The 22,557-nt window shown below is 39.0% G+C and carries 23 protein-coding genes and 1 pseudogene; 19 read left to right on the forward strand and 5 right to left on the reverse strand.

From position 1 onward, the window contains the following. The 12 genes and pseudogenes from CEF20_RS00140 to CEF20_RS00195 all read left to right on the forward strand — a co-directional run. The coding region (locus CEF20_RS00140; protein ID WP_157796260.1) for a zinc ribbon domain-containing protein at window positions 1-197 on the forward strand (197 nt) is incomplete at its 5' end. A 452-nt stretch (window positions 198-649) separates the two neighbouring features. Next, window positions 650-1,939 carry a HAMP domain-containing sensor histidine kinase gene (locus CEF20_RS00145; RefSeq protein ID WP_332849186.1) on the forward strand — a complete coding sequence of 430 codons (1,290 nt, stop codon included), beginning with the start codon at window positions 650-652 and terminating at the stop codon, window positions 1,937-1,939. Further along, window positions 1,939-2,625: a response regulator transcription factor gene (locus tag CEF20_RS00150; RefSeq protein WP_100329961.1), complete on the forward strand. Its 687-nt coding sequence runs from the start codon at window positions 1,939-1,941 to the stop codon at window positions 2,623-2,625. The genes CEF20_RS00145 and CEF20_RS00150 overlap by 1 nt, the downstream gene beginning before the upstream one ends. Before the next feature lie 78 nt (window positions 2,626-2,703). Continuing rightward, window positions 2,704-3,084, forward strand: coding sequence for a DUF302 domain-containing protein (locus tag CEF20_RS00155; protein ID WP_100329962.1), 381 nt, complete (start codon window positions 2,704-2,706; stop codon window positions 3,082-3,084). 333 nt (window positions 3,085-3,417) lie between these two features. Then, a pseudogene (locus CEF20_RS00160) lies at window positions 3,418-3,647 on the forward strand (helix-turn-helix domain-containing protein). A gap of 10 nt (window positions 3,648-3,657) precedes the next feature. Further along, a complete protein-coding gene (locus CEF20_RS00165) occupies window positions 3,658-4,449 on the forward strand; it encodes a DUF817 domain-containing protein (protein ID WP_100329964.1) in 792 nt (263 codons plus the stop codon). A 591-nt stretch (window positions 4,450-5,040) separates the two neighbouring features. Then, window positions 5,041-5,538: an RNA polymerase sigma factor gene (locus CEF20_RS00170; RefSeq protein WP_100331939.1), complete on the forward strand. Its 498-nt coding sequence runs from the start codon at window positions 5,041-5,043 to the stop codon at window positions 5,536-5,538. Then, entirely contained in the window at window positions 5,528-6,211 is a 684-nt protein-coding gene (locus CEF20_RS00175) for a zf-HC2 domain-containing protein (RefSeq protein ID WP_100329965.1), read from the forward strand. Before CEF20_RS00170 ends, CEF20_RS00175 begins: the two co-directional genes overlap by 11 nt. Window positions 6,212-6,227: 16 nt before the next feature. Then, on the forward strand, window positions 6,228-7,085 hold the full coding sequence (locus CEF20_RS00180) for an ABC transporter ATP-binding protein (RefSeq protein WP_100329966.1): 858 nt from the start codon (window positions 6,228-6,230) through the stop codon (window positions 7,083-7,085). 11 nt (window positions 7,086-7,096) lie between these two features. Further along, on the forward strand, window positions 7,097-8,254 hold the full coding sequence (locus CEF20_RS00185) for an ABC transporter permease subunit (protein WP_100329967.1): 1,158 nt from the start codon (window positions 7,097-7,099) through the stop codon (window positions 8,252-8,254). 275 nt (window positions 8,255-8,529) lie between these two features. Then, window positions 8,530-9,126: a helix-turn-helix domain-containing protein gene (locus CEF20_RS00190; protein WP_232713306.1), complete on the forward strand. Its 597-nt coding sequence runs from the start codon at window positions 8,530-8,532 to the stop codon at window positions 9,124-9,126. Beyond that, window positions 9,062-9,862 carry a hypothetical protein gene (locus CEF20_RS00195; protein WP_232713448.1) on the forward strand — a complete coding sequence of 267 codons (801 nt, stop codon included), beginning with the start codon at window positions 9,062-9,064 and terminating at the stop codon, window positions 9,860-9,862. The genes CEF20_RS00190 and CEF20_RS00195 overlap by 65 nt, the downstream gene beginning before the upstream one ends. 306 nt (window positions 9,863-10,168) lie before the next feature. Here CEF20_RS00195 and CEF20_RS16785 read toward each other — a convergent pair whose 3' ends face one another. Continuing rightward, window positions 10,169-10,336 carry a hypothetical protein gene (locus CEF20_RS16785; protein WP_198508450.1) on the reverse strand — a complete coding sequence of 56 codons (168 nt, stop codon included), beginning with the start codon at window positions 10,334-10,336 and terminating at the stop codon, window positions 10,169-10,171. Window positions 10,337-10,423: 87 nt separating this feature from the next. Between CEF20_RS16785 and CEF20_RS16435 the strand changes: the two genes are divergently transcribed. Then, window positions 10,424-10,585, forward strand: a complete 162-nt coding sequence (locus CEF20_RS16435) for a hypothetical protein (RefSeq protein ID WP_157796160.1) — start codon at window positions 10,424-10,426, stop codon at window positions 10,583-10,585. A gap of 1,115 nt (window positions 10,586-11,700) precedes the next feature. Here the strand turns inward: CEF20_RS16435 and CEF20_RS16920 are convergent. Next, window positions 11,701-11,886: a hypothetical protein gene (locus tag CEF20_RS16920; protein WP_232713307.1), complete on the reverse strand. Its 186-nt coding sequence runs from the start codon at window positions 11,884-11,886 to the stop codon at window positions 11,701-11,703. 65 nt (window positions 11,887-11,951) lie between these two features. Here CEF20_RS16920 and CEF20_RS00200 point away from each other — a divergent pair, with 65 nt between their 5' ends. The 3 genes from CEF20_RS00200 to CEF20_RS00210 all read left to right on the forward strand — a co-directional run bounded on the left by CEF20_RS00200 (window position 11,952) and on the right by CEF20_RS00210 (window position 14,488). Next, the gene (locus CEF20_RS00200; protein WP_100329969.1) at window positions 11,952-12,251 is read left to right on the forward strand and encodes a DUF2089 family protein; all 300 of its coding nucleotides are present in this window, start codon (window positions 11,952-11,954) and stop codon (window positions 12,249-12,251) included. Beyond that, window positions 12,251-12,538: a hypothetical protein gene (locus CEF20_RS00205; protein ID WP_100329970.1), complete on the forward strand. Its 288-nt coding sequence runs from the start codon at window positions 12,251-12,253 to the stop codon at window positions 12,536-12,538. Before CEF20_RS00200 ends, CEF20_RS00205 begins: the two co-directional genes overlap by 1 nt. Window positions 12,539-12,994: 456 nt before the next feature. Continuing rightward, window positions 12,995-14,488, forward strand: coding sequence for an aldehyde dehydrogenase family protein (locus CEF20_RS00210; protein ID WP_100329971.1), 1,494 nt, complete (start codon window positions 12,995-12,997; stop codon window positions 14,486-14,488). Window positions 14,489-14,781: 293 nt separating this feature from the next. Here CEF20_RS00210 and CEF20_RS00220 read toward each other — a convergent pair whose 3' ends face one another. Both CEF20_RS00220 and CEF20_RS00225 read right to left on the reverse strand, forming a co-directional pair. Continuing rightward, on the reverse strand, window positions 14,782-16,692 hold the full coding sequence (locus CEF20_RS00220; RefSeq protein ID WP_100329973.1) for a 3'-5' exonuclease: 1,911 nt from the start codon (window positions 16,690-16,692) through the stop codon (window positions 14,782-14,784). A 268-nt stretch (window positions 16,693-16,960) separates the two neighbouring features. Beyond that, on the reverse strand, window positions 16,961-17,758 hold the full coding sequence (locus tag CEF20_RS00225; protein ID WP_100329974.1) for a DUF2935 domain-containing protein: 798 nt from the start codon (window positions 17,756-17,758) through the stop codon (window positions 16,961-16,963). Between the two features lie 459 nt (window positions 17,759-18,217). Between CEF20_RS00225 and CEF20_RS17230 the strand changes: the two genes are divergently transcribed. Further along, entirely contained in the window at window positions 18,218-18,346 is a 129-nt protein-coding gene (locus CEF20_RS17230) for a hypothetical protein (protein ID WP_269799202.1), read from the forward strand. A gap of 117 nt (window positions 18,347-18,463) precedes the next feature. Here the strand turns inward: CEF20_RS17230 and CEF20_RS00230 are convergent, their stop codons facing one another. Further along, complete coding sequence (locus CEF20_RS00230; RefSeq protein ID WP_100331941.1) at window positions 18,464-20,083, reverse strand: alkaline phosphatase D family protein; 1,620 nt, start codon at window positions 20,081-20,083, stop codon at window positions 18,464-18,466. A 500-nt stretch (window positions 20,084-20,583) separates the two neighbouring features. On the opposite strand from CEF20_RS00230, the gene CEF20_RS00235 reads away from it, so the two are divergent. Then, a complete protein-coding gene (locus tag CEF20_RS00235) occupies window positions 20,584-21,450 on the forward strand; it encodes a helix-turn-helix domain-containing protein (RefSeq protein ID WP_100331942.1) in 867 nt (288 codons plus the stop codon). Between the two features lie 688 nt (window positions 21,451-22,138). Further along, window positions 22,139-22,444, forward strand: coding sequence for an arsenical resistance operon transcriptional regulator ArsR (arsR, locus tag CEF20_RS00240; protein ID WP_100329975.1), 306 nt, complete (start codon window positions 22,139-22,141; stop codon window positions 22,442-22,444). Window positions 22,445-22,557 lie beyond the last annotated feature (113 nt).

The following is a 22,557-nucleotide window of genomic DNA, read 5'->3' on the forward strand; positions in this document are numbered from 1 at the left end:
CCAAGTTAGAAGGCATTAAGGTTGAATATGTGAATCCTGTTTATACGAGTCAAACATGTCCTAACTGTTCTGAAAAGAACAAAGCACAAGACCGCAAATACAAGTGTAAATGCGGATTCGAGAAACATCGTGATCTAGTAGGTGCTATGAATATTCGATGTGCACCTGTGATTGATGGTAATAGTCAATCAGCATAGGGAACTATAGGTTCTGCCCTATGAGGGGCAATGAGATGCCCTCATCTTGAAGGCTGTTCAAAACAGAAATGGACTGCGAACGCTTAGTCATTCAAGAATCCCACCCGTTTAACCGTAAGGTTTAGGGCTTGCGTCTTTAGACGTGGGAGTCTCAAAGGTTTCCATACAGGCAAGACAAGCTTTCATACATTCTTCATAGGTTGAGTTCATATGAAGATTCCCCCTTTTATTTTTTCATCACTTATCATCTTCCCATTGCCTTTCTTTTTTAACGTTTTCCGGCGAACTCCTTAAAATCTGCACAAAAAATTAATGTTGATCCATTATGATGAAAACAATTAAAGATAAAAGCGGTGATAATGATCAATAAAATAACGGTAAAATTAGGCATTTGGTTTTTCTTTGTTATGCTGATTATTGAGGTGTGCCTTTTCTTTTTTCTACATACAAGGATGGTGAAAAATCGGGTGGAGGAAGAGCTGATTGCCTTGCTGGCGCGAGGAAATAATCATCGGGAGGTACTGGAGGATTCATACAACGAAGAAACACTTCGGCACATTGCTGTGATGGAAAGAAATGCCGATACCGAAGTGGTGATTACCGACCAAAGCAAGAAAATCATCATTTCTTCTTCCGGGTTAGACACGGACACGGAGGAAATGGATCTTTTGTCAAAGAACATTTCTGCTGTTCCTCGTGAGGGGATGGTGCTTGAGAACAGATGGAGGAGTGGGAAATATATTTCCACGGTCAGCCCTTACGCTGTAAGTAATCAACAAAAAGGATATGTGTTCATGTTTAAAAGCACGGATCAGGTGCAAGGGTTAATTTCAAGGTTAAACCATAATTTTCTTATGGCGGCTGTCTTAACCGTTAGCCTTTTAATATTGACTATTCTTTTTCTGACTAAGTTTATCACTACCCCTCTTATACGCATGAAGAAGGCAACGGAAAAGTTAAGCCGAGGTGACCTTTCTGTTCATTTGCCGGATATGGGGGAGGATGAATTAGGAGAGCTATCACGGTCGATCACGATCCTTGCTCAGAATTTGAAGCACTTGAAAGAAGAAAGAAGTGAATTTCTGTCTAGTATTTCTCATGAATTAAGAACGCCATTAACCTATATTAAAGGATATGCGGATGTCGCGCGTCGAAAAGAGATCAAGGATCATGATCGGGAGCGTTACCTTGGTATTATTTATGAGGAAGCGGAAAAGCTGGCTGCTATGATCAAGGATTTATTTGATTTAGCAAAGATTGATCAAAACAACTTTATCATCCAGCGGGAGAAGGTGCCGTTAGCTCCGTATCTAAACAGCATTTGCGAAAAGATGCGGCCAGCCTTTAAGGATCATGGGATGGGCCTTGAATTAATCGGCGGTGAAGGAATAGAAGTCTTTATTGATCCCGTAAGATTTGAACAGGTTTTTTTGAATTTATTTGATAATGCCATTAAGTATTCAGATCCGAACACGACAACGAGAGTGATCGTGGCAAGAGAAAAGAAGAATATTTTTATTGAAGTCAGAGATGAAGGACGAGGAATTCCTCCGGAAGAACTTCCTTTTGTATTTGAGCGATTTTTTAGAGTGGATAAATCCCGCTCCCGAGGTTTAGGAGGAACGGGGTTGGGCTTGTCGATCGTTAAAGAACTGGTAGAAGCGCATGAAGGACGTGTGAAGGTGAAAAGTCAACTGGAAAAAGGAAGTTCATTTTTCATTCACATCAAGGAGGAGACGTAATGAAAACAATCTTACTGGTGGATGATGAAGCAAGGATGCTGGATTTGCTTGCGATTTACCTCGCGCCGTTTTATCGGTGTGTTCAAGTGAATTCTGGTGTGAAGGCCATTGAATATATGAAAACGGATCATGCGGATCTTATTCTGTTAGATGTGATGATGCCAGAATTGGATGGCTGGGGCACCTGCAGACAAATCAGAGAGCTCTCAGATGTTCCTGTTATTATGTTGACCGCAAGAAATGAGAAGGCTGATGTTGTCAAGGGATTGCGAATCGGAGCGGATGATTATGTAACCAAACCGTTTGATGAAGCAGAGCTGCTTGCGCGAATTGAAGCCGTCATTCGGCGAGGGAAAGGGAAGAGCAAGACAAAAATAGAATTTAAAAAGCTGGTATGGGATGAGGAGAAGCATGAATTAACTTACAAGGGAAATGGAATTCAGGTCACTCCAAAAGAGTTCTCCTTGCTGGGGCTACTGCTGTCGCACCCAAATAAAGTTTTTTCAAGAGCTCATTTAATTGAAGCTATTTGGGGAAATGATGCTTTTACAGAAGATCGGACGGTCGATTCACATATTCGTAATATCCGCGAGAAATTAAGACAGGTGAACTTCCCGGTGGATTCGCATCTAACGACCGTTTGGGGAGTAGGCTATAAGTGGACGGCCAAGAAGGAATATGTATAAGAGAGGCATAAAATTAAGGTGGATAGGGAAGTAGAGTAGAGAAGCTAAAAATGTACGCTTACAGAAAGGCGGATAACGATGTTTCACTATACGAAAGAAGTCTCGGTTTCAATGAAGGAAGCGATCACCAAGTTGGAAGAGTCTTTAAAAAGTGAAAAATTTGGTGTGTTATGGCAGCTGGATCTTAAAGATAAGCTCCATGAAAAAGGCGTAAACCTTGATCAGAGATGTAAGGTGCTTGAGGTATGCAACCCGCATGAAGCGAAAAAAGTACTCGAAGAAGAAAGTCTGGCAGCCTATTTTCTTCCATGCAAAATCGTCGTCTATGAAGAGAACGGCCAAACAAAAATCGGAATGCCGAAACCAACGGCACTTATCGAAATGCTCGAAAATCAAAACCTGAAAGAAATTGCCGCAGATATTGAGAAAAGACTGATTGGCTGTATTGATGCGGTCTAGGAATTTTTTTGCTGAACGGAAGCAGCTGTCTCACAAAGGTCACACCCTTTTTTGAGACAGCTGCTTTTTTATCTATTTACATCAAGAAAATTGAATCATTTAAAGCTATCAAGCATTTCTGCTTAATGGGGAATGCTTTTATCTTTGTATAAAAACTAAAATATTTTTATAAAACGATAAAAAAATAACGAAAAGGAATAATTATTTATTGTAAAACAACAAAACTGTTGTTAGAATTAAATTGAAAATAACTAGGAGAGGTGCTCTTTATGAAACATGGTTCAACATTCGATATAAAATCAGAAAATGACTTAACGGTCTGAGGGGATGAATATGGAAATTATAATCAATGTGGATGTAATGCTGGTGAAAAGGAAAATAAGCGTAACAGAACTTTCAGAAAGGGTTGGAATCACGATGGCTAACCTTTCTATATTGAAAAATGGAAAGGCAAAAGCGCTTAGATTATCAACTTTAGATGCGATTTGTAAGGCGTTAGAGTGCCAGCCCGGAGATATTTTATTGTATCGAAGTGATGAAGATATACAGGGTTCATAAAGTGAGGTGAAAATCATGGGAGCACTAAAACAACTCGTTCGTTTTGGCTGGGAGCAGGCCCTATCATGTTTGTTTCCTGCCGTTATTTTTGCTTCTTTGGCTTTGACGCAAATCATGCCATTTCCCTTCCTGCCAAGGTATGACTGGATGCTCATCATCTGTCTTTTGATGCAGTGGTGGATGGTGCGTTCTGGGCTTGAAACGCGGGATGAATTAAAGGTCATCACATTGTTCCATGTGATTGGGCTTGCTCTCGAACTTTTTAAGGTACATATGGGTTCCTGGTCTTATCCAGAGGAAGGATATTTTAAAATTTTTGGAGTGCCTTTGTATAGCGGTTTTATGTACGCAAGTGTAGCGAGTTATCTGTGTCAAGCGTGGAGAAGGCTAAAGGTTGAACTGGTTAAGTGGCCACCGCTTGTGGCAGTTGTGCCTCTTGCAGCTATGATTTATTTGAATTTTTTCACTCACCATTACTGGATGGATGTCCGCTGGTGGTTATCTGGGATTGTCATTATGGTTTTTTGGCAATCATGGGTCAAATACGAGGTTGGTGGAATTCGTTACCGTATGCCACTTGCACTTTCTTTTGTGCTGATCGGTTTTTTTATCTGGATTGCTGAAAATATCGCAACGTTTTTTGGGGCTTGGGAATACCCAAACCAAACCGATGCATGGAGTCTCGTTCATTTGGGAAAGGTGAGTTCATGGCTCTTATTAGTGATTGTTAGCTTTCTTATCGTAGCGACATTAAAGCAAGTGAAGGGAGAAAGCTCTAATAAAATAAATACAAGTCGACTTTTATAACGATTATGTAAAGAACTGAACATCCTGCGTCCGCAAAGGAAAAAAAGAATCTTCATCCTAGAAAACTTGCACGAGATCGTTCCATAGCTGAATCCAACCAATTATAGGAAATGGGCAGAGTATACGGTTAGTTCAAAGGAAAAGATCGATTTTGCTTTACGCCCTTCATCATTAATGAAAGGTTTTGGGTGTTTGGATAACTAATGAATCAGCATATAGGCCATTAAAGCGGAAAAAGACTGATATTAATACCACATTTTCAGCTTTATAAAATAAAATTAGCAAAAAAAGACTTCAGTGACCCGGTGAGCTTTCTGCATGTACGCAGTCTCCTCTGCCGGTATATGACGTAAGAAGGTCACGAAACGAACTTCTCGCCCTCCGTCACACCTCGGGTTACGCCTGTGACAAATGTTGTAATCATTTAATCCGGCACAGCTCTGCGTTTTCCTTCATCCGAATTACGAGGCCCATGGGGAATTATGGACAATCAAAATATAAAAAAATATTGTAACGAATCCATGCATTTTTGGATATATAGATGATTAAACGTTTTAGATGCTTGCTCAATATATGGAATGGAGGTAAATGGTGAATATAGAAGATGTCTATCAGGAATATGCGAGCTTTGTCTATAAATACTTATTAACCCTGACAAATGATGCTCAATTCTCTGAAGAATTAACGCAAGAGACATTTTATCAAGCGATTAAGTCTATCGATCACTTTCACGATCATGGAAAAGCAAAGTTTTCTACGTGGTTATGTGCTATTGCGAAAAATGTCTGGCTGCAAGAACTAAATCGCGAAAAGAAAAGAAATCAGTTAGCAAATTCACTCAGTGAAGAAGATGCCACAACGTATAACTTAGAAGAAGAGTTTTTTAAGAATGAGGATAAAATTAATTTTTTCAAACAAGCACATAAACTGAGTGAGAAAAAGCGGGAAATTCTTTATCTGAGGTTATTAGGAGATCTATCCTTTAAGGAGATAGGTGCCATTTTTGGAGAATCGGAGACTTGGGCCAGAGTAACATTTTATCGGGCAAAACAAGAACTGCGAAAGGGTGATATAAGCAATGAATCATGATGTTTTTAAAGATTTAGCACCAAATTATATCGAAAAGTTAACAAGTGAAGAAACCAATAAGCAGATGGAAAAGCATATGGAACAATGTGAAGAATGCCGTGAGTATATAAAGGGAATGCAGGAAGACTTGTCAGTAAAACGTACTCGCGAATACAAAAAGGAAAATAGAAACATTGATTATTTAAAAAAGGTACGTTCAAAAAACAGGAAAAAGATTTTTACTATTGCAGGATCACTCGTTTCTCTTTTTCTTATTCTGTCCATTGGTTACTATGTCCTCTTTGTTCACATGTGGATAGCAGATAAAAATAATGTGGACACAAGCATCCAACAAAAAGGAGCAACCGTAACGGTTTCCTTTCAATCCAAACAGGACAATCGATATCTTGTAGCTATGAGACACGAAGAGAAACAGGGTTATATCGATGGGATTATCATTTATGAGAATTGGAATATTTTTAGTGATTCGAAACTCAATCAATTTTCAGAATTAGCAAAGGCTCGTCAAAATGGAGACAGCATCACCTATACTTTCTTGGATGAAAACACTTTATTATTGGACAATGGTGAAAAAAAGAAATTAACAGATGAAGATAAAATACGGATTCAATACAAAGACAGTGCGAAAGAAATACGATTAAAGGATTTATATAACGCTAAGAATAGCCGTTAATGGGAGCTGCATTCACATGACTTTAGAAATCAAAAGTATAACAAAAGGATTTGAAAATACAACGGTATTAAAGGACATTTCCCTCGTGCTTGAACCAGGTGTTTATGGCTTGCTTGGAGCAAACGGCTCAGGGAAAACGACATTCATGCGTATTATTTGCGGCGTAATGAAGGCGGATAAGGGTTCCATTATTTACAATGGTGAAAACACGAATGAGAAGCCCGATTTCTTTCGGGCTGTACTGGGGTTCTTGCCTCAGGACTTTCGATATTACCCTGAATTTACAGGACTCAAATTTTTATTATATATGGCAGCGTTAAAAGAAATAGACAATCAAAAGGCTAAAGAGAAGTGTAATGAATTATTACATTTGGTGGGGTTAGAAGATGTAAAAAATAAAAAAATCAAGAAATACTCAGGTGGTATGAAACAGCGTTTAGGCATTGCACAAGCCATGATAAACGATCCCAAAGTACTGATTTTAGATGAACCCACAGTTGGGTTAGACCCAAAAGAAAGGGTTCGGTTTAGAAACCTAATCAGCTCCTTTTCAAAAGAAAAAATTATTATCCTATCCACTCATATTGTTTCGGATGTTGAATATATTGCGGATGAAATTTTAATGTTGAATCACGGAAAAATTGAAAACAGAGGAAGCGCGACAGAACTTGTGAAAGAAATTGAAGGACAGGTTTGGGAATGTGTTGTGCAGCCAGCCGCTGCCAGAGAAATGAGAACAAAATATGTGGTGAGTAATGAGAAACATGAAGCCGAAGGAATGACTTTACGAATTGTCTCGAAAGAACAGCCGATAGAGAATGCGAAAAAGGTTCAACCTACATTAGAAGATTTGTATTTATATTATATAAGATAGAGAGTGGTAAAATGCTTACGCTTATAAAATTTGAGCTGGATAAATTGGTAAGGAATAAGACTTTTCTTATAACAAGTGTTATTTCGTTGTTGGCTATTGCTGGCATATTCTTGGTGGGTTATTATTATTCACAAGTTTCTTATGTGGAACAAAAAAATGCAGATAAGGGCTATCCAGAATTTTATTCAGAGATTACTAATAAATATGCTGGGGAGTTTAATGATCAAAAAGTCGAAGAGGTTTTAACAGACTATATGGATAGATACCAGAGTCATGTTGATGAAGAGAAAAGACCTTTTGATGTGTTTTCTTACTATATTGGAGATATCTTTTTCCCTAAAGAAGAAGATGTCTATTTAAAAATGAATGAAGCAATGGAAAGTGGAGAAAAAATAACCTTCGATCAACTTGATATCAGAAGTGTGCAGGAGGTTGGATTTGCAAGTTTCGATAAACCTTTAAAGCTTGGCGCTTACAATACGTGGGGGGATTTATTTTCAGTTACGAACAGTATCTTTCTTCTCTCATGCTTGTTAATTATTTTTATTTGTTCCTCTGTTTTTTCTAATGATTCTGCCAGCAATATTAATCAACTGTTACTCTCCACAAAACATGGAAGAGGAAAATTGACGGCGGCAAAGATTATGGCGGCAACAGGGATTTCCATTCCAATATTTGCAGCTATTCAGTTGATTTCATTTCTTTTCTTCTATTACTATCATGGTATTAGTGGATGGGATGCTAGTATTCAAACTAATTTTTCTTTTAAGCTATACGATTTTCCTATGGAAATGAACAACCTGCAAGTTTACCTTTTAGTAATCGGTGTTCAGATGATAGGGGTACTTTTAATAGTAGGTATGACATTGCTCATATCATCTATGACGAAATCTCCATTTATTTCGTTAGCCACTTCTTTAGGAGCTTTTTTCTTACCGTATTTGCTGGGGAAAATATTTCAAACGGGAACAATGGCGAAAATACTGAATCTATTTCCTATACAGCATTATCAGGTGGAAGACATGCTAACAATCATGGAGACAGACTTCGTGTACTTTTTACATGCTTTTATTCCCAATGTTATTTTAACGATTTGTTTTGCGCTAGTTATCAAGATTACAGCTGATTTAATCATTTATTTTAGAATGAAGTATTTGCAAGTAAAGTAAATTTGAAAATTTTTATTAACTTTTGCTCATAATAGAAAGATCGTTGTTTTCTTCCATTGTTCAGGATAAAAGGATAAGAAGTGGATATTAATGATAGTGGCGATCTTTGAAACAAAATCACGATGCTGAAAAAATTTGATTAAAAATTCCTGTGTTACTATGCAGGATTTTTTTTGTCATAACGGTTCATATAAACGGGCATCGGCAGCAGGGAGAGAAGCTGGAATGGAGATCTGCTTTTTTATCACTAATTTAGTATTTATCCTGCCGTATTATTGACAAAGGTAATTTTTAATTATATTATCATTATTGATAATGATAATATAAGGGTGTTAATTGTGAAAAATTCAAAAGCAGATTTATTACTTCATCCCGTTCGTTTTCGCATTGTCCAAGCGATCATAGGCGGGCACCATATTACTGCACAGCAGATTATGGAGCTGTTGCCTGATATCCCACAGGCTACGTTGTATCGGCAGTTAAATAAACTACTTGAGGGAGGGGTTATTGAGGTAGTGAAGGAGCGGCAAGTACGCGGAACAAAAGAAAAGGTATTCGCAATGGCAGAAAATGGAGCTAGCTTATCGGCAAAAGATCTAACGGATTCTAAGAAAGAGGACCATATGCAATATTTCTTGGCTTTTTTAGCTACTATCCAATCTAGCTTTGATCGCTACCTGCAACAAGAGGAATTAGATTTAGAAGCTGATGGAGTCAGCTATCGGCAGATGCCGCTGTTTTTAAGCGATGAAGAATTTTCAGTGTTTATTCAAAAAATGGCTTCAGTCGTCTTGGAATTTGCCAAAAATGCTCCCACTGCTGAACGCCGCCGCCGTACTCTATCTACGATTATCATTCCTGACCCAAAATGATTGGGCTCTAAAAAGGAGAAATGCTATTATGAATAGTCCTGTTCAGAATGAAAAAGAAGAGTCGCCGGATTTCTATCGGAAAGAAGCTCGTCTATTTTACTATTTGATTCCTTTATACCTCGCTGTTCCGCTTTTTATATGGTTTTTCTTTCAAAAACTCGGAGCTGAGTTTATTTGGATAGCATTTGGCCTAGGAGCTCTTGGGTGGATCGTTGCGCTTATGCTGCGGGGACCTATAAGTTTATTTGTAAAAAACCTCCCCCAAAAATCTGTCATGCTTATAGTCGGCTTCTCTTCAGGTCCGCTTGAAGAAGGTATTCGCGCAGCACTTCTTTTGCTTACCGGCACTTCGTTTTCTTGGGCTCTCTCGATTGGGCAAGGATGGGCTGCAATTGAGGTGCTGTATACCATCATAAATGGATTAGTATTAATTAAGATTTTTCAGAAAAATGATGAAAAATCCCTTGAAGTAAAAAGGATATTAGCCTCTCAAGGAACTTCGCGTTTAAGCCCTTTTTGGGGGTTATCAGAACGGCTTTTTGCCAGCTTATTTCATATCGGGGCTACTCTGATAATAGCTTATTCACCGCCATTAACCATCCCCATCCTTTTTGTACACAGCGCCCTTAACTTAGGAGCCGTTTGGATATCACGAAGAAGTATGTTTTTTGCACAATTGTACGTAGCGATTATAGGTGTAATCGTTCTAGTGGTCGGACTTGTGTTATTCCATTAAAAATGGTTTTATATCAAGATTCCAAACACAAAAAAGTTACGTCCTCGTCAGAATTGTCCTGTATCCAGCGGCAAGAGAAAGCCGGCTCTTGCCGCTGGATACAAGCAGGGAAGCTCATGGATGTCGTCCTGAAAAATGTAAGGGGCAGGGAGCTCGCCAACCAATGAAGATGGATATTCAATTCTTGCTATGTGGAATTGGGAACGTAAAAATTATTTTATAAAAGGGGAATAGAAGGGTAGCGATTGCCACCCCTTGGAGTAAAAAAAGAGAGATGGGTATCCATCTCTCTTTTTAAGATAGTAATTAATCGTTTACTTTTCTAGTAATCACAAAAATGACTAATACAACAAAAAACAAAACAACTCCAACAATTCCCGTTACAACTTCATTCTTTGCAGTAAAATTAACCAATGTTAATAAAAAAAGGAAAACACAACCGATGACAGGTAGAGCACTTTTTAATTTTCTCATTTTAAAAAAACCCCTTTTTTGCATTTAAAACCCATAAATTACTATTAAACTGTAATTATATTTAAAATATCAAAAGGAGTTGGAGAAATGAAGGGAATGAAGCATTTTATTTTCTTACTTTCTGCAGTTTTTCTTTTTAGTTCCATTACGGTTCCTACAGTTTCAGCAAAAGAACAAGCACAAAAAATTCCAGGCAGTCCTCTTCGCTTCGATGTTTATACACTTATGAATCTGTGTATAAAACGTTAAAAAATTTGAACAAGAAGGAGATGAGATCATATGAATGAAGATTTATTTTTTTCAAATCATCTAATCAAATTTTTTTATAGCAGATCTTGAATGCAATTTGCAAAATTTTCCTAAAGAAGTGCAGAATCAACTTATTTCTGAAATAAAAAATGACCTATACGAACATGCATTGAGAATATTACAAACAGATCAAGTAAAAGAAAATGATATTCCTCAGACGGTTTTGAATGATTATGTAGCTAGCTTTAGAACCTGTAAACGAGTATAAAACAGAATTAGCTGAAAATCATAAACCCAATCATACGTTGATTAAATATTATACTGTTTTTTCTATAGCTACCTTAGGGGCGCTATCGATACCTATTTTGTTGGGGAGCATCAATATTTCTTCTTCATTACCACTAATTTTATTCTTTATAGGAAGTAATATATGGCTTTTAACCAACAAAAAGATCCTATGGAATGAACAACTACTTAATTACTTTAAAGAAATGATTAATTTTTGCAGGACTATACTAGTAGCAATATCTTTTGGTTTTTTTTCAATACGTATGATAATAAGCAAAACAATTGAAAGCTTTTCTTTGTATTATTTATTGGTCTATATCGTTATTTGTGTGCTATACATACTATTTTTGAAAACGCTCTATAAAACCAAAAAACAAGCTTTTTGGAGAGTATAAAATATTTTGTGTAAATGAAAAATTTCTTCAAAATAGAAGTGCCAACTTAAAAATGTACATTCTTGATTCACTTCTTCGCCTCCCTTTATTTTTTATCATCATGCGGGAAACTGTTCGTTCACTTATTTTAACACCCTGTTTAGTCAGGGTTTTGTCAATTTCTCATGCTGTTTCTGCCGTTTCCTTTTCGGACGCTTTCACCATTTGGAGTAACCGCTTTCTGAATCTCCTTTGGGATTTTGCACATCTTCTCCACTCATTATGGGGGCTATGTTCTTGGTTTTTATTTTAATGCCTCTTCGAATGGCCGACCTCTTACCATACAGACATGCGCCATTGCAGTTGATCTATTTATGATAACAATCTGTGTCTGCTTTTTAGTCTGGCATCAAGCGTTTCTTCCTGTCTGGATCTGCAAGGAAATGGCCCTCCTTATTTTCCTAGTGTTCCTCCTCCTGTTGTATCTGATCCCTCAGTGTACCTATACAAAACCAGATGAATGTCTGCCATTGGCACAATGAAATTTGCTGAAGAAGTCCAATTATATCCGTTCGCTTTATTCATAATAGCTTTTAATAAATACATTTCATCTTTTATATTTTGTTTAATAAAGTTCAAAAAGTGTTTTGTTATATTAAAAAATATGTTAAACTAATGTTGAGAAAAGGAAGGGGTGTTTATGTTTGAATATCGAAAAGGTGCCAAATTGGATTCTGGCTTTGGAAGCTGAAGATATGGAATTCATCAAAAGCTTTGTTTTAAAATCAGGTTCTTTGAAAGAAATGGCAAAGGTTTATGAAGTTTCATACCCAACAGTAAGGCTCAAGTTAGATAGATTAATTGAAAAAATAAAACTTAATGACGCTGCAGATAACGAGGACTTCATTAAGTTTATTAAAAACCTTTCAATTGATGATCGAATAAGCGTAGAAGATGCAAAACTAATTATTGAAAAGTATAAACAACAAAGGAGTGAAAAGTAATGGACTATGGTTTTTATGGGGTTTTTATTGCTGCTGGCGTTTTAGCGGTCCAATTTTTCTTTTCAACTAGGAACAATGTATATTGGGGAGTGATTATGCCAATAGCTTATGTTTTGTTTTTAACATGGATGTTGGCAACAACTCGCATTGATAGCACTCTGGGCTATGTCCTTAGTCTATTATTAGGATTGATTTTTCTCATTGCAGAATGGGTTAGCGGACGAAAATATCTTCAGGAAAAAAGAAAAAAAGAGTTAGATAAAATAAAAATCCGTAATATGAAATAGAGATAAAGATGATTCAATTGAATTTGGAACGAGCTTGTTTTTGATCAATCTTTTTTCAAAGCATGCTTGTTCTATTTTTTTTACAGCCAGTTCTATTAAGAGTCTAAGGCTCACTATGAGAGTGTCCAACTTTTTCAGATCGAGCGACACTTTGTCCATCAATCAAGCCTTGTTCACAATTCCGTGCCCTCATACGATGCTTCTTCAAGTCTTATTCTAGTACCGTAAGCACAAGATGCTATAAGCTCGGAGTTCCCCATTGGACCAGTCCGGTTCAGAACTGGAAGCAATGTGTATAATGAGTCACTAAAAGGGAGGGTAAGAAGCGAAGTTCATTATGTGTTCAAAATTATGTTCGTTTTTATCTCTGGCAGTGAACTATTTATTGAAAACTCTTTCAATTCTAAGTAAAATAAACGTTACAACTATATTATACATAAGGCGGGGGAGTACATCATGACCAGTAAAGTTAACACTGAAAAGTTTATTGACACATCATACAAGCTATATATCGGTGGTCAATGGGTAGAAGGCACGGAAGGCAGAAAAATAGCTAGCTATAATCCTAGTACCGGTGAAAAGCTTGCTGAAGTGATTGATGCAACGCATGCTGATGTCGATGCAGCAGTTGAGGCCGCGACAAAAGCATTTCAATCTTGGAGAACCGTTAGCGTCGAGGAAAAAAGTAGATTGCTTCTTAAAATTGCCGATTTGATCGATGAAAATGCAGATCATTTAGCCATGGTTGAAACATTGGATAATGGTAAGCCGCTAAGAGAATCACGCGGTGCGGATGTTCCGTTAAGTGCAGACCATTTTCGCTATTTCGCGGGTGTTATTCGATCTGAAGAAGGAACGGCTAAGGAATTAGATGATTATAATTTAACCTTAACGCTAAAAGAACCCATCGGTGTTGTAGGTCAAATTATTCCATGGAACTTCCCGTTATTAATGGCTGCTTGGAAAATCGCTCCTGCCATTGCAGCAGGGAATACCGTTGTGATTCATCCGTCTTCAACGACCTCACTTAGCCTGTTGGAGCTAGCGAAATTGCTTGACCAAGTATTGCCTCCAGGCGTTGTCAACGTCGTTACTGGCAGAGGATCGGATTCAGGGGATTATATGCTCCACCATGAAGGTATCCGCAAATTAGCCTTTACAGGATCAACAGGAGTTGGTTATACAGTAGCCAAAGCAGCGGCTGACCGTTTAGTGCCAGCTACATTAGAGCTAGGCGGAAAATCTGCAAACATCTTCTTTGATGATGCACCGTGGGAAAGAGCCATTGAAGGGGCACAACTAGGTATCTTATTTAACCAAGGACAAGTATGCAGCGCAGGATCCCGCATTTTTGTCCAAGAAGGCATCTATGATCAATTTGTTAGCGAATTAAAAGAAGCTTTCGAAAATATTAAGGTCGGCCTTCCTTGGGAAGAAGGCGTGCAAATGGGAGCACAAATCAATAAGAAACAGCTCGATAAAATCTTACAATATGTTGAGATTGGTCAAAAAGAAGGCGCGAAATTAATAACAGGCGGTTATCAAATCAAAGAAAATGGCTTGGAAAACGGCGTCTTTATGGCGCCGACTATTCTTGCGGATGCTTCCAATAATATGCGTATCGCACAAGAAGAGATCTTTGGACCGGTCGCCACTATTATTAAATTTAAAACAGAAGAAGAAGTCATTCGTTTAGCCAATGAATCTGAATATGGCCTTGGCGGCGGGGTATGGACAAGAGACTTGAATACGGCTCTTCGCGTATCCCGTAAAATAGAGACAGGCCGCATGTGGGTGAACCAATATACCAACTTCTCAGCTGGTGCGCCATTTGGCGGCTACAAAAAATCGGGAATTGGTCGTGAAACCTATAAGAGTGTGCTTGACGCCTACACTCAAACCAAAAATATTTTCATCAATATGAAAGAAGAGAAAGAAGGACTCTATTAATCTCATGAAAAGTGGTGCCGCATAAGCCTCTTTGCTTATGCGGCACCGCTTTTTTATTCCGCATGCAAGATGCCGCAAGACTCCCGCACTTTAAGAATGGGAAAGAGAACCGAAATATCCGATTTGATCAGGCCTGCACGATGCAGGTTCAAAGACGCTGCGATGGCAGCCTTCGTTTTTCTTTTCAGCAGCGCGGGATGAAAGAGAACCTCGCTGTTTGAAGAATCATTTTATGATGGAAATGGTTTGCTTACGCATACCTGCACGTTCTTTTTTGAAAAGTTATGTACCGATCATCTGCTAAGGACTTCACTTGTTTCTGTTAGTCGTCTTTTCTCTAAGATTTTATCAAAATAAGCTGTGTACTCGGAATCTCCGCTATAAGAAATCATCAAATACTCGGTTGCGCGAGTCATCCCTATATACATAAGAGCTGCTTCTCTATCTTTATCTTCTTCTAAAGCAAACGGTGTATTATCTGCATTGACAATAAAAACCGCTTGGAAGTCCAGCCCTTTGCTGCTGTCAAAAGTAAATATTTTCACAGAACCGTCGTCTTTCCTGTAGATACGCTTGGCTTCCTGGCTTTCTGTAACCCATGTATAAGGGATTTGATGGTGTTCCAAAGACTTTTTCAAAGTATTCACAATATCTAGTTTATTAGTTCGTTTCACACGGTATAGAATAAGCATTTCTTCATAAGGGACCTTCTTTTCCTTATGGAGCTTGTTCATTGTCTTAGCTACTATATTTGCTTCTTCATGCCAACTATTAGCGCGAAGAAGGACGGGTTCAGGTCCCTTTCTTCGAGTGCTTTGCGGGGGAATGATTTCTTGTCCTTCCACTGTTCCGGTGACAACCTTTTGTGAAGCTGCATGAGTTTGGTAAAAATCCCAGGCGAACTGGATAATCTGCGATGTGTTACGGTAGTTGATTTGCAAAATTTTGGACCGTCCTCTGAAATCCAGCCCAGTATTTTGCAAGTAATTTCGTCCTCGCTGATAGATCGTTTGGGCACGGTCTTCCACTAACAGCATAGAGTAGGTGTCTTGATTCAGCAAGAGGCTCACTAACCTTAACCAATTTGATTTAAAATCCTGCCCTTCATCAATTAAAACCGCATCATATTGCGGAAGAATGGCCTCGTGATTCTCTAATTTCTTGATTATCGCAGGAATTTGAGATTCTGAAATCCCCAGATCTTTTTTCAGCCACTCATGAAAGTTTCTGACAGTAATGCCCTGCATCCGATCGCTGTTTTCTAAGATTGCAGCGGCTTCAAATAAATCCGCTGGTTCTTCCATTTTCGCACGCACCATCGATTCAATCGAGCGTGATAGAGAAATATTATAACAAAGAATGAGTATGTTCCAATCGGGATGCTGCTGCTTAATTAATCGAGCCCGACTTGCTAGAATCAATGTTTTTCCGCTGCCGGCTACTCCTCGGATCAAGCGGTTTTTATCGCCTAGCTGCTTCGCTAGCTTTTCCTGATGCAAATCCATTGTTTCTAAACTATGTAGAGAGAGCAACAGCTGGTCGCGATAGGGAGCGGCTTGTTTAAATTCGCGGCTAATTCGCACTTCCGGAAAAAGATAGTAGCGAATAGCATTTATTTCCTCGTTAGATAAAGGCTCCTTTAAACGAAAAGGAATGGTAAACATATTCATAAGTTTTTCGATTAAGTGTTCCTCTGAGAAATGATCATGATCAGGATCAATCTCCTCACGTGTTAACAAAAAGGTGGGATCAATCACTTCATAGAGGTCCGTTTTCACACATTGCTTCTGATTCAAGCGTGTAAAAACTGTTCCAAAACCGCACGGGAATTTCAGCTTCCCTTGATATTTCCCCTCTTGATGGGTGAGGTTGATGTCCTTTCTAAGCAAACCCTGAATCAGAAACATATAATCTCTCGCTTGTTTTAAAGGGGACTTTACGGTTACGAGTCCGTCACTTTTACTGTTGATGATCCATTCATCTTGAGTAAGGCGGTGAAGAGTGTTAAGGGTATAATCCTTAACCTCTAAAACGAGCAAGCCTAAATCCGGTCCAATAACTAAAAAATCCGGCCTCCTCCCGTTAATTTCGGGCTCATAATAAACGATATAATCATCATCCAAGTATTCTTTTAACGTGTGAAAAAGGATACGCTCTCCTGCAGTGGCTGAACTTCGAATGGATTCTGGCACTGTAATGGCCACATGGCTCTCCCCCTTTTATTAAATGTATAGGTATTATTTACTATAATATCATTTAATGGATAAATTGGGAATAGATTCATGGGCGGATTGCGTAGGCTTCCGGCTGAAGAGAGATTCTCTGTTCAGCGCATGATGACGGGATACATGATGATAGGTGTGCTGATGAACCCGAAATTAGACGGGATTTCCCTGTTGATAGTTCTTTAGTCATCAAGCAATAAAGCCGTTGCAGCCTGTGACAAAATTTATTTTGGCTACATTTAATTTTTCACTCTTTAATCCGAGGTTTAGCAGGATTACAGTTTGGGGGATCAAGGTTTGCCGCTTCACTTAACTTCATGAGATAATAACATTCTTCACGTAGCATATGATCTGCCATTAAGGGGGCAAATGTTCCTAATGCTTGATTACTTAGCTCCAGCTCTTCTAATTCATGCAAAAAATTTTGAAATAACTTTATTTCTAGCTGTGTGTCTGAGTTGAACTTAATCAAAGCTGGAAACGCCGTTAGATTCGTTCTTAAATAACCTGCCATTTCTACGGCTTTTAAGTAAAACTCTTCAAAATGCTTCGTAAATGAATCACTTTTCTCCCTTAATCGTCTCTCCACATTGTCTAAATTTGAGGAAATCGCATCTGCATGACCAGCAGCATCTAATAGCCATACAAGATGATGATGCAATTCATGAAGGACAGGGGGAGTTTGCCCTGCTTTCACATGTTTTAGAATCCGCAGATATTCTTCTAATTCATTTACCATGTGATTTATAAAGGTAGGCGGAAGATGAATTTTGATTTTGCCGATAAGGTGTTTTCTTAATAATTCTAATTTAAATTCCCGAAGCTTTATGACCTCAACCTCGGCTTTTGCCGTTAATGGCATAGGGTCATTGGATTTGGCATGATCCAGAAGTGTATCAAATATACGGATAAACATGGAGGCTTTTTCAATTTCCTCTTTTTGAACGGGTGCTAAAGCTTCATAAATAAACCTGGAATGATCCCCTAAGATTTGAAGCCAAAAACAATGTTCAAATCGGGCTGTCTTCACAAAAACATCATTCATACAGATCCCCCCTTGTTCACGATATCTATACAATTCTGATACTTATTCCGTTAATAGAGTAAAGATTCATAAATTATGTTTCATACATGTTGAGTGAGAGAAGTTCTTCTCTGAAGGCCAAAATTCTAATGCTGAAATAAGATCAGCTGGTCCCGCTACCGAAAAGAAAACGAGCGGGTTAAAAAGCCAGAAAGGAAAGGAGGAAGGCTGTCTATCCCGCTTTGTTCGGGCCTGCACGATGCAGATGACAAAGGTGTTGAAAAATCCCCATTGTTTGAAGGTTTACTGTATAAAACGAATGAAGCAGCACATAGGCAATAATGAACGAAACCCCGAATGACAGACACGTACACAAAGTGAATCTGTTCGGGGTTCCGTTCATTTTGAATAATTTATTTGCTGAACTTCGAATCGAACAGCAGGAGAAGACTGCTAACCTTGCAATGTGGAAGGAATCAGATGCCTTTTGTCATTGCAAGGTTAGAAGATTGGGAAACGATCCATAATTTCTTGCGGTACCGCCTCCGCTGGGCGGAGTTTGCCAGCTTTTATGAACCGTTCCGTTCACTATTAAATCGATTAACCTAGTTTGAATAACTATGTGCTCTCTTAGTATAGGATGTCTTCAAAGATTCGCAGGAAATGATGCCCGCTCACTCATCATAGCTTTTAAAAACTCAGGCAGGGTAAAAACGGCTCTCCATTTTACTTATGTTGGCTGGCAAGAGCGGTCGCTTCTTGTAATCCCGGTTTCCCATTTTCAACGATAAAACTGGCTCGTGTTTTGATCGGTGCTCCCGGTTTGGTGATATAAGGGAGCACAAGATGATCCGTTTGCCACTGCTCCGGCGTGACGCGGCACCGCACGTAGCCGCGCTGGCCGTTGTAGAATTTGACGTGTTCATTTCCCAGCCAAGTGGGAGCCCAATCGTCCTTTTCTGCCCCGTCTTTTCCTGAGCTAATCGATGTGGTGACAAATTCCGTACCAATATTAGGCGAGTTCGGATTGGTGAAGTCCTCTTTAAGATTAATCGCTGCATGGCGGTGAATATCGCCGGAGAGGACAATCGGATTTTGAATATTATATTCTTTGAAGGCCGAGAAAATCCGTTCGCGATTGGCTGCAAATCCATCCCAACTGTCCATACTATAGGTTTCTCCAGCTCCCGTGTCACGATCGATTTGTGCCATCACAACCTGCTGGGCTAGGACATTCCATGTTGCTGTTGATTGAGATAAGTTATTCAGCAGCCATTGCTCTTGCTCTTTCCCCAGAATTGTCCGTTTCGGATCCAGACGTATCTTGGCTTCTGGCCCACTTACAAACACTTTCTCGTAATCATCCCGATACTGGCGTGTATCCAGTACATTGAATTCTGCGAGATTCCCGAAGGTAAGCTTGCGATACATCAGCATGTTAGGTCCGTTGGGAATGGCGGTGCTCCGCAGCGGAAGATTCTCATAATGAGCTTGGTAGGCGGCGGCCCGCTGTTTGAGGAAATTCTCATTCCCATATTGTGAGTTTTCATCGGCATAGTTATTCTCTACCTCATGGTCATCCCATGTGACGATCCAAGGGAAGGCAGCATGGGCAGCCTGGAGATCGGGATCTGTCTTGAAAAGGGAATATCTGAGACGGTACTGATCAAGGTTGACGACTTTGGCGTTGTGTGCACTTGAAAGCTTGACCGGGCGGATTAAGTTAGAAGAGTTAATCGCATACTCATAAATATAATCCCCCGTGAAGAAAACAAAATCTAATTCTTCTTCTGTCATGTGCTGATACGCTGTGAAGTAGCCTTCATACCACGCTTGACAGGATGCAGAAGCAAAGGATAGAGAAGAAATGGAAGAATGCGGTGCCGGAGCTGTTTTGGTTCTTCCAATCGGGCTGATTTCCGATGCTACCTTAAAGCGATAATAGTAATAACGCTGCGGTTCCAGCCCGTCCACTTCTACATGAACCGAATGGGCCAGTTCAGGCAGAGCGAGAGCAGTTCCGCGCTTGACTATTTTTCGGAAATTTGGATCTTTGGCCACTTCCCATTTAACGGGTACCTTGCGGTTAGGCATTCCTCCTAAGCCATCCTCGGCAAGCGGTTCCGGTGCCAGTCTTGTCCAAAGCACAACCCCATTTGGGAGAGGATCACCCGAAGCTACCCCTAATTTAAACGGGGCATCTTTAAAGGCAGGAGTCTTCTCATTAGCTAGCACATAATCAGCAGGCAGGAGTCCGATGGCGATTAAAGACGCAAGCGAAGCGCCAGTGGTTTTTAAAAAACGGCGTCGATCCAGGTTTGGGTGATCTAGGAAATTTTGGCTCATATGTATTTCTCCTTTTCTTTCATTGTTTTGTTGAGTAAAGTTTTGGTTCAGATCGCATTGCATTTCTCTGTACACTTCATTGTTCTTTCTGTTATTTATTCCTCCTTCATCCATTTTTGAATTCTCTACTAATATCATATAGAGACTTAATGAAATTAATATATGTACATTTTTAATATTTTTTAAAGATAATGTAAATTTAGTAAAATTTCTTCTCTCTCATCGTGAGGAAGAGTGGAGCTCAAAAAGGGTTTTCTAAAACAGCGCAGATTGGGAAGCTTTCTTTTTTGGATGATTGTAAAGGAGCGGTCATTGTGACGGGAGAAGCTATGATCTAGTATGAAAAAGGCAAAAGAAAATATAGCGGCTCTTTTTCACCAGCATTAGTGAGGATATTCGGCAAGCGGCCGCGATTTCGCAAGATACATCAAAAAAAGAAGGGAAGACCTTGATATTCTATAAGTGAAGGGGGGAGGCTTTCGTTGTATAACCATGAAACTATGATTAAAAAAATTATTTTGTTTGTGGAGGAAAACTTACATGAACCACTTACTTTGGAAAAAGTTGCCGCACAATCAAACTTTTCAAAATATCATTTTCATCGAATATTCCAATCCTCAGTTGGCATGACGGTAACGGAATACATTCGATTAAGAAGATTGTCCAATGCTTCTTCCGCCTTGCTTTACTCAAATGAACGAATTCTTGATATAGCTTTATATTATCAGTTTGAATCACAAGAATCATTTACAAGAGCATTTAAAGAGGTTTACAAGCTGCCGCCTGGCAAGTATCGCCGAGTGATGTCAGATGTGATTAAGAAAAAGGAGGATACAAATATGGAGACAAAAGTGAATGGGTGGTTTTTGAGTGGGTCCAATCCATTTAATTATGAAATGGGAATTGACCATGAAATTGTTCATCAGGGGAAAGCATCAGGTTATTTAAAATCGAAAACAGTGTTAGATTCAACTGAATTCGCTACTATGATGCAAACATTTAAGGCAAACCGGTTTGTTGGAAAGCGCATTAGACTTTCTTGTTTCATCCGTACAAAAGACGTAGATGCATACGCCGGGATGTGGATGCGAGTAGATGACACAAGGGGAGATGTTCTTCAATTTGACAATATGAGTAATCGCCCTATTAAAGGAACAACAAACTGGAACCGTTATTCTATTATTTTAGATGTGCCAGCCCAAAGTGCTGTTATTTCGTTTGGGATCATTCTGTCTGGACAAGGAACTGTATGGGCAGATCAATTTTCTTTTGAAGAAGTGAATGATAGTATTCCAACAACTAATTTAGAAGTGCAAGGTGAACTGCGGGACGAGCCGGTAAATTTATCGTTTGAGGAAGGTATATGATCAAGGAAGGGCGATAGCATGGCTAATTCAGGAAAACAAGCTATAGGGGTTATATTAAGTGTAATAGTTATAGTCGTAATTATGTCCATAAAGTTTATGGGGATTAACGCACTGATTGATCTCTTGAAATTTTGGTGAAAAAAGTATTTTATCTCCGTATTAAAAGGTACAAAGTGAACTGCTCACTCCTTCAAATTTTCGTTAGAAAATTTGAAGGGGGAGCTTCTCGTTTCCACGAACATGGATTATGAGTAAGTCTTATGTGTTCTCCGCAAGCATAAATTCGGGGGATCCCGCCCCTACTGATACGAAATGTTTTCGCTACCTGGGATATTTTACGCATGCGGGGGGGCTTGGTTTTCATTCTCATTTCCGCATACAGTCTCCTACATCCAGTTACCAAAGAACATTTGTTTTTGTTATGATATATTCGTTTGAATTGTTCAACAACTTTGGCTTACGTCAGCCGAAATTCATCTTTCAACTGCTCATTGGACTTCGCCCTGCACATTCCTTGAGGATGGGAGACTTCTTTCGAAAATCCGTTAAATGAATAAAATTATATATAGAGGTAAATCTTTTTTTCTTCATCAAGAATATAAATTTTGGGCTTGCCTGTACAGCATGGCTTTGTTTATACTTTGAACATCAAAAAAATTTGATGAAAGGGTAAGGGAGGAGAACGGTCATGTTCAACCGGTTTAAAGAATATGAGAGAAAGTTTAAAGCTTTGGCTGATCAGAAGCGTTTAGAAATCATGTATGAGCTTTGCCAGAGAGGAAAAACATGCGTATGTGATTTGACAGAGGTAGTGGACATGCCTCAATCGAAGCTTTCCTATCACTTAAAGATCTTATTGGATGCAGGATTAATTATTAAAGAAACAAAAGGTACTTGGAGCTATTATGACTTGAACGATAAGGAAGTCAACGATTTATTATCGGAGGAATTATGCTGCGTTTTTCGAAAAACAGGTAAAGGAAGTTGCTGCTAGTGAATGGTCCTTTATATCAACTTTTTTGATTTAGTCCGTATGTACGATGCAGCTAGACTACTCCTTCTAGGATGGAGAGAAGAACCAAAAGTTTAAGCGGAAGATCACGGCAC

This window comes from Bacillus xiapuensis (assembly GCF_002797355.1).
GTDB lineage: Bacteria > Bacillota > Bacilli > Bacillales > Domibacillaceae > Bacillus_CE > Bacillus_CE xiapuensis.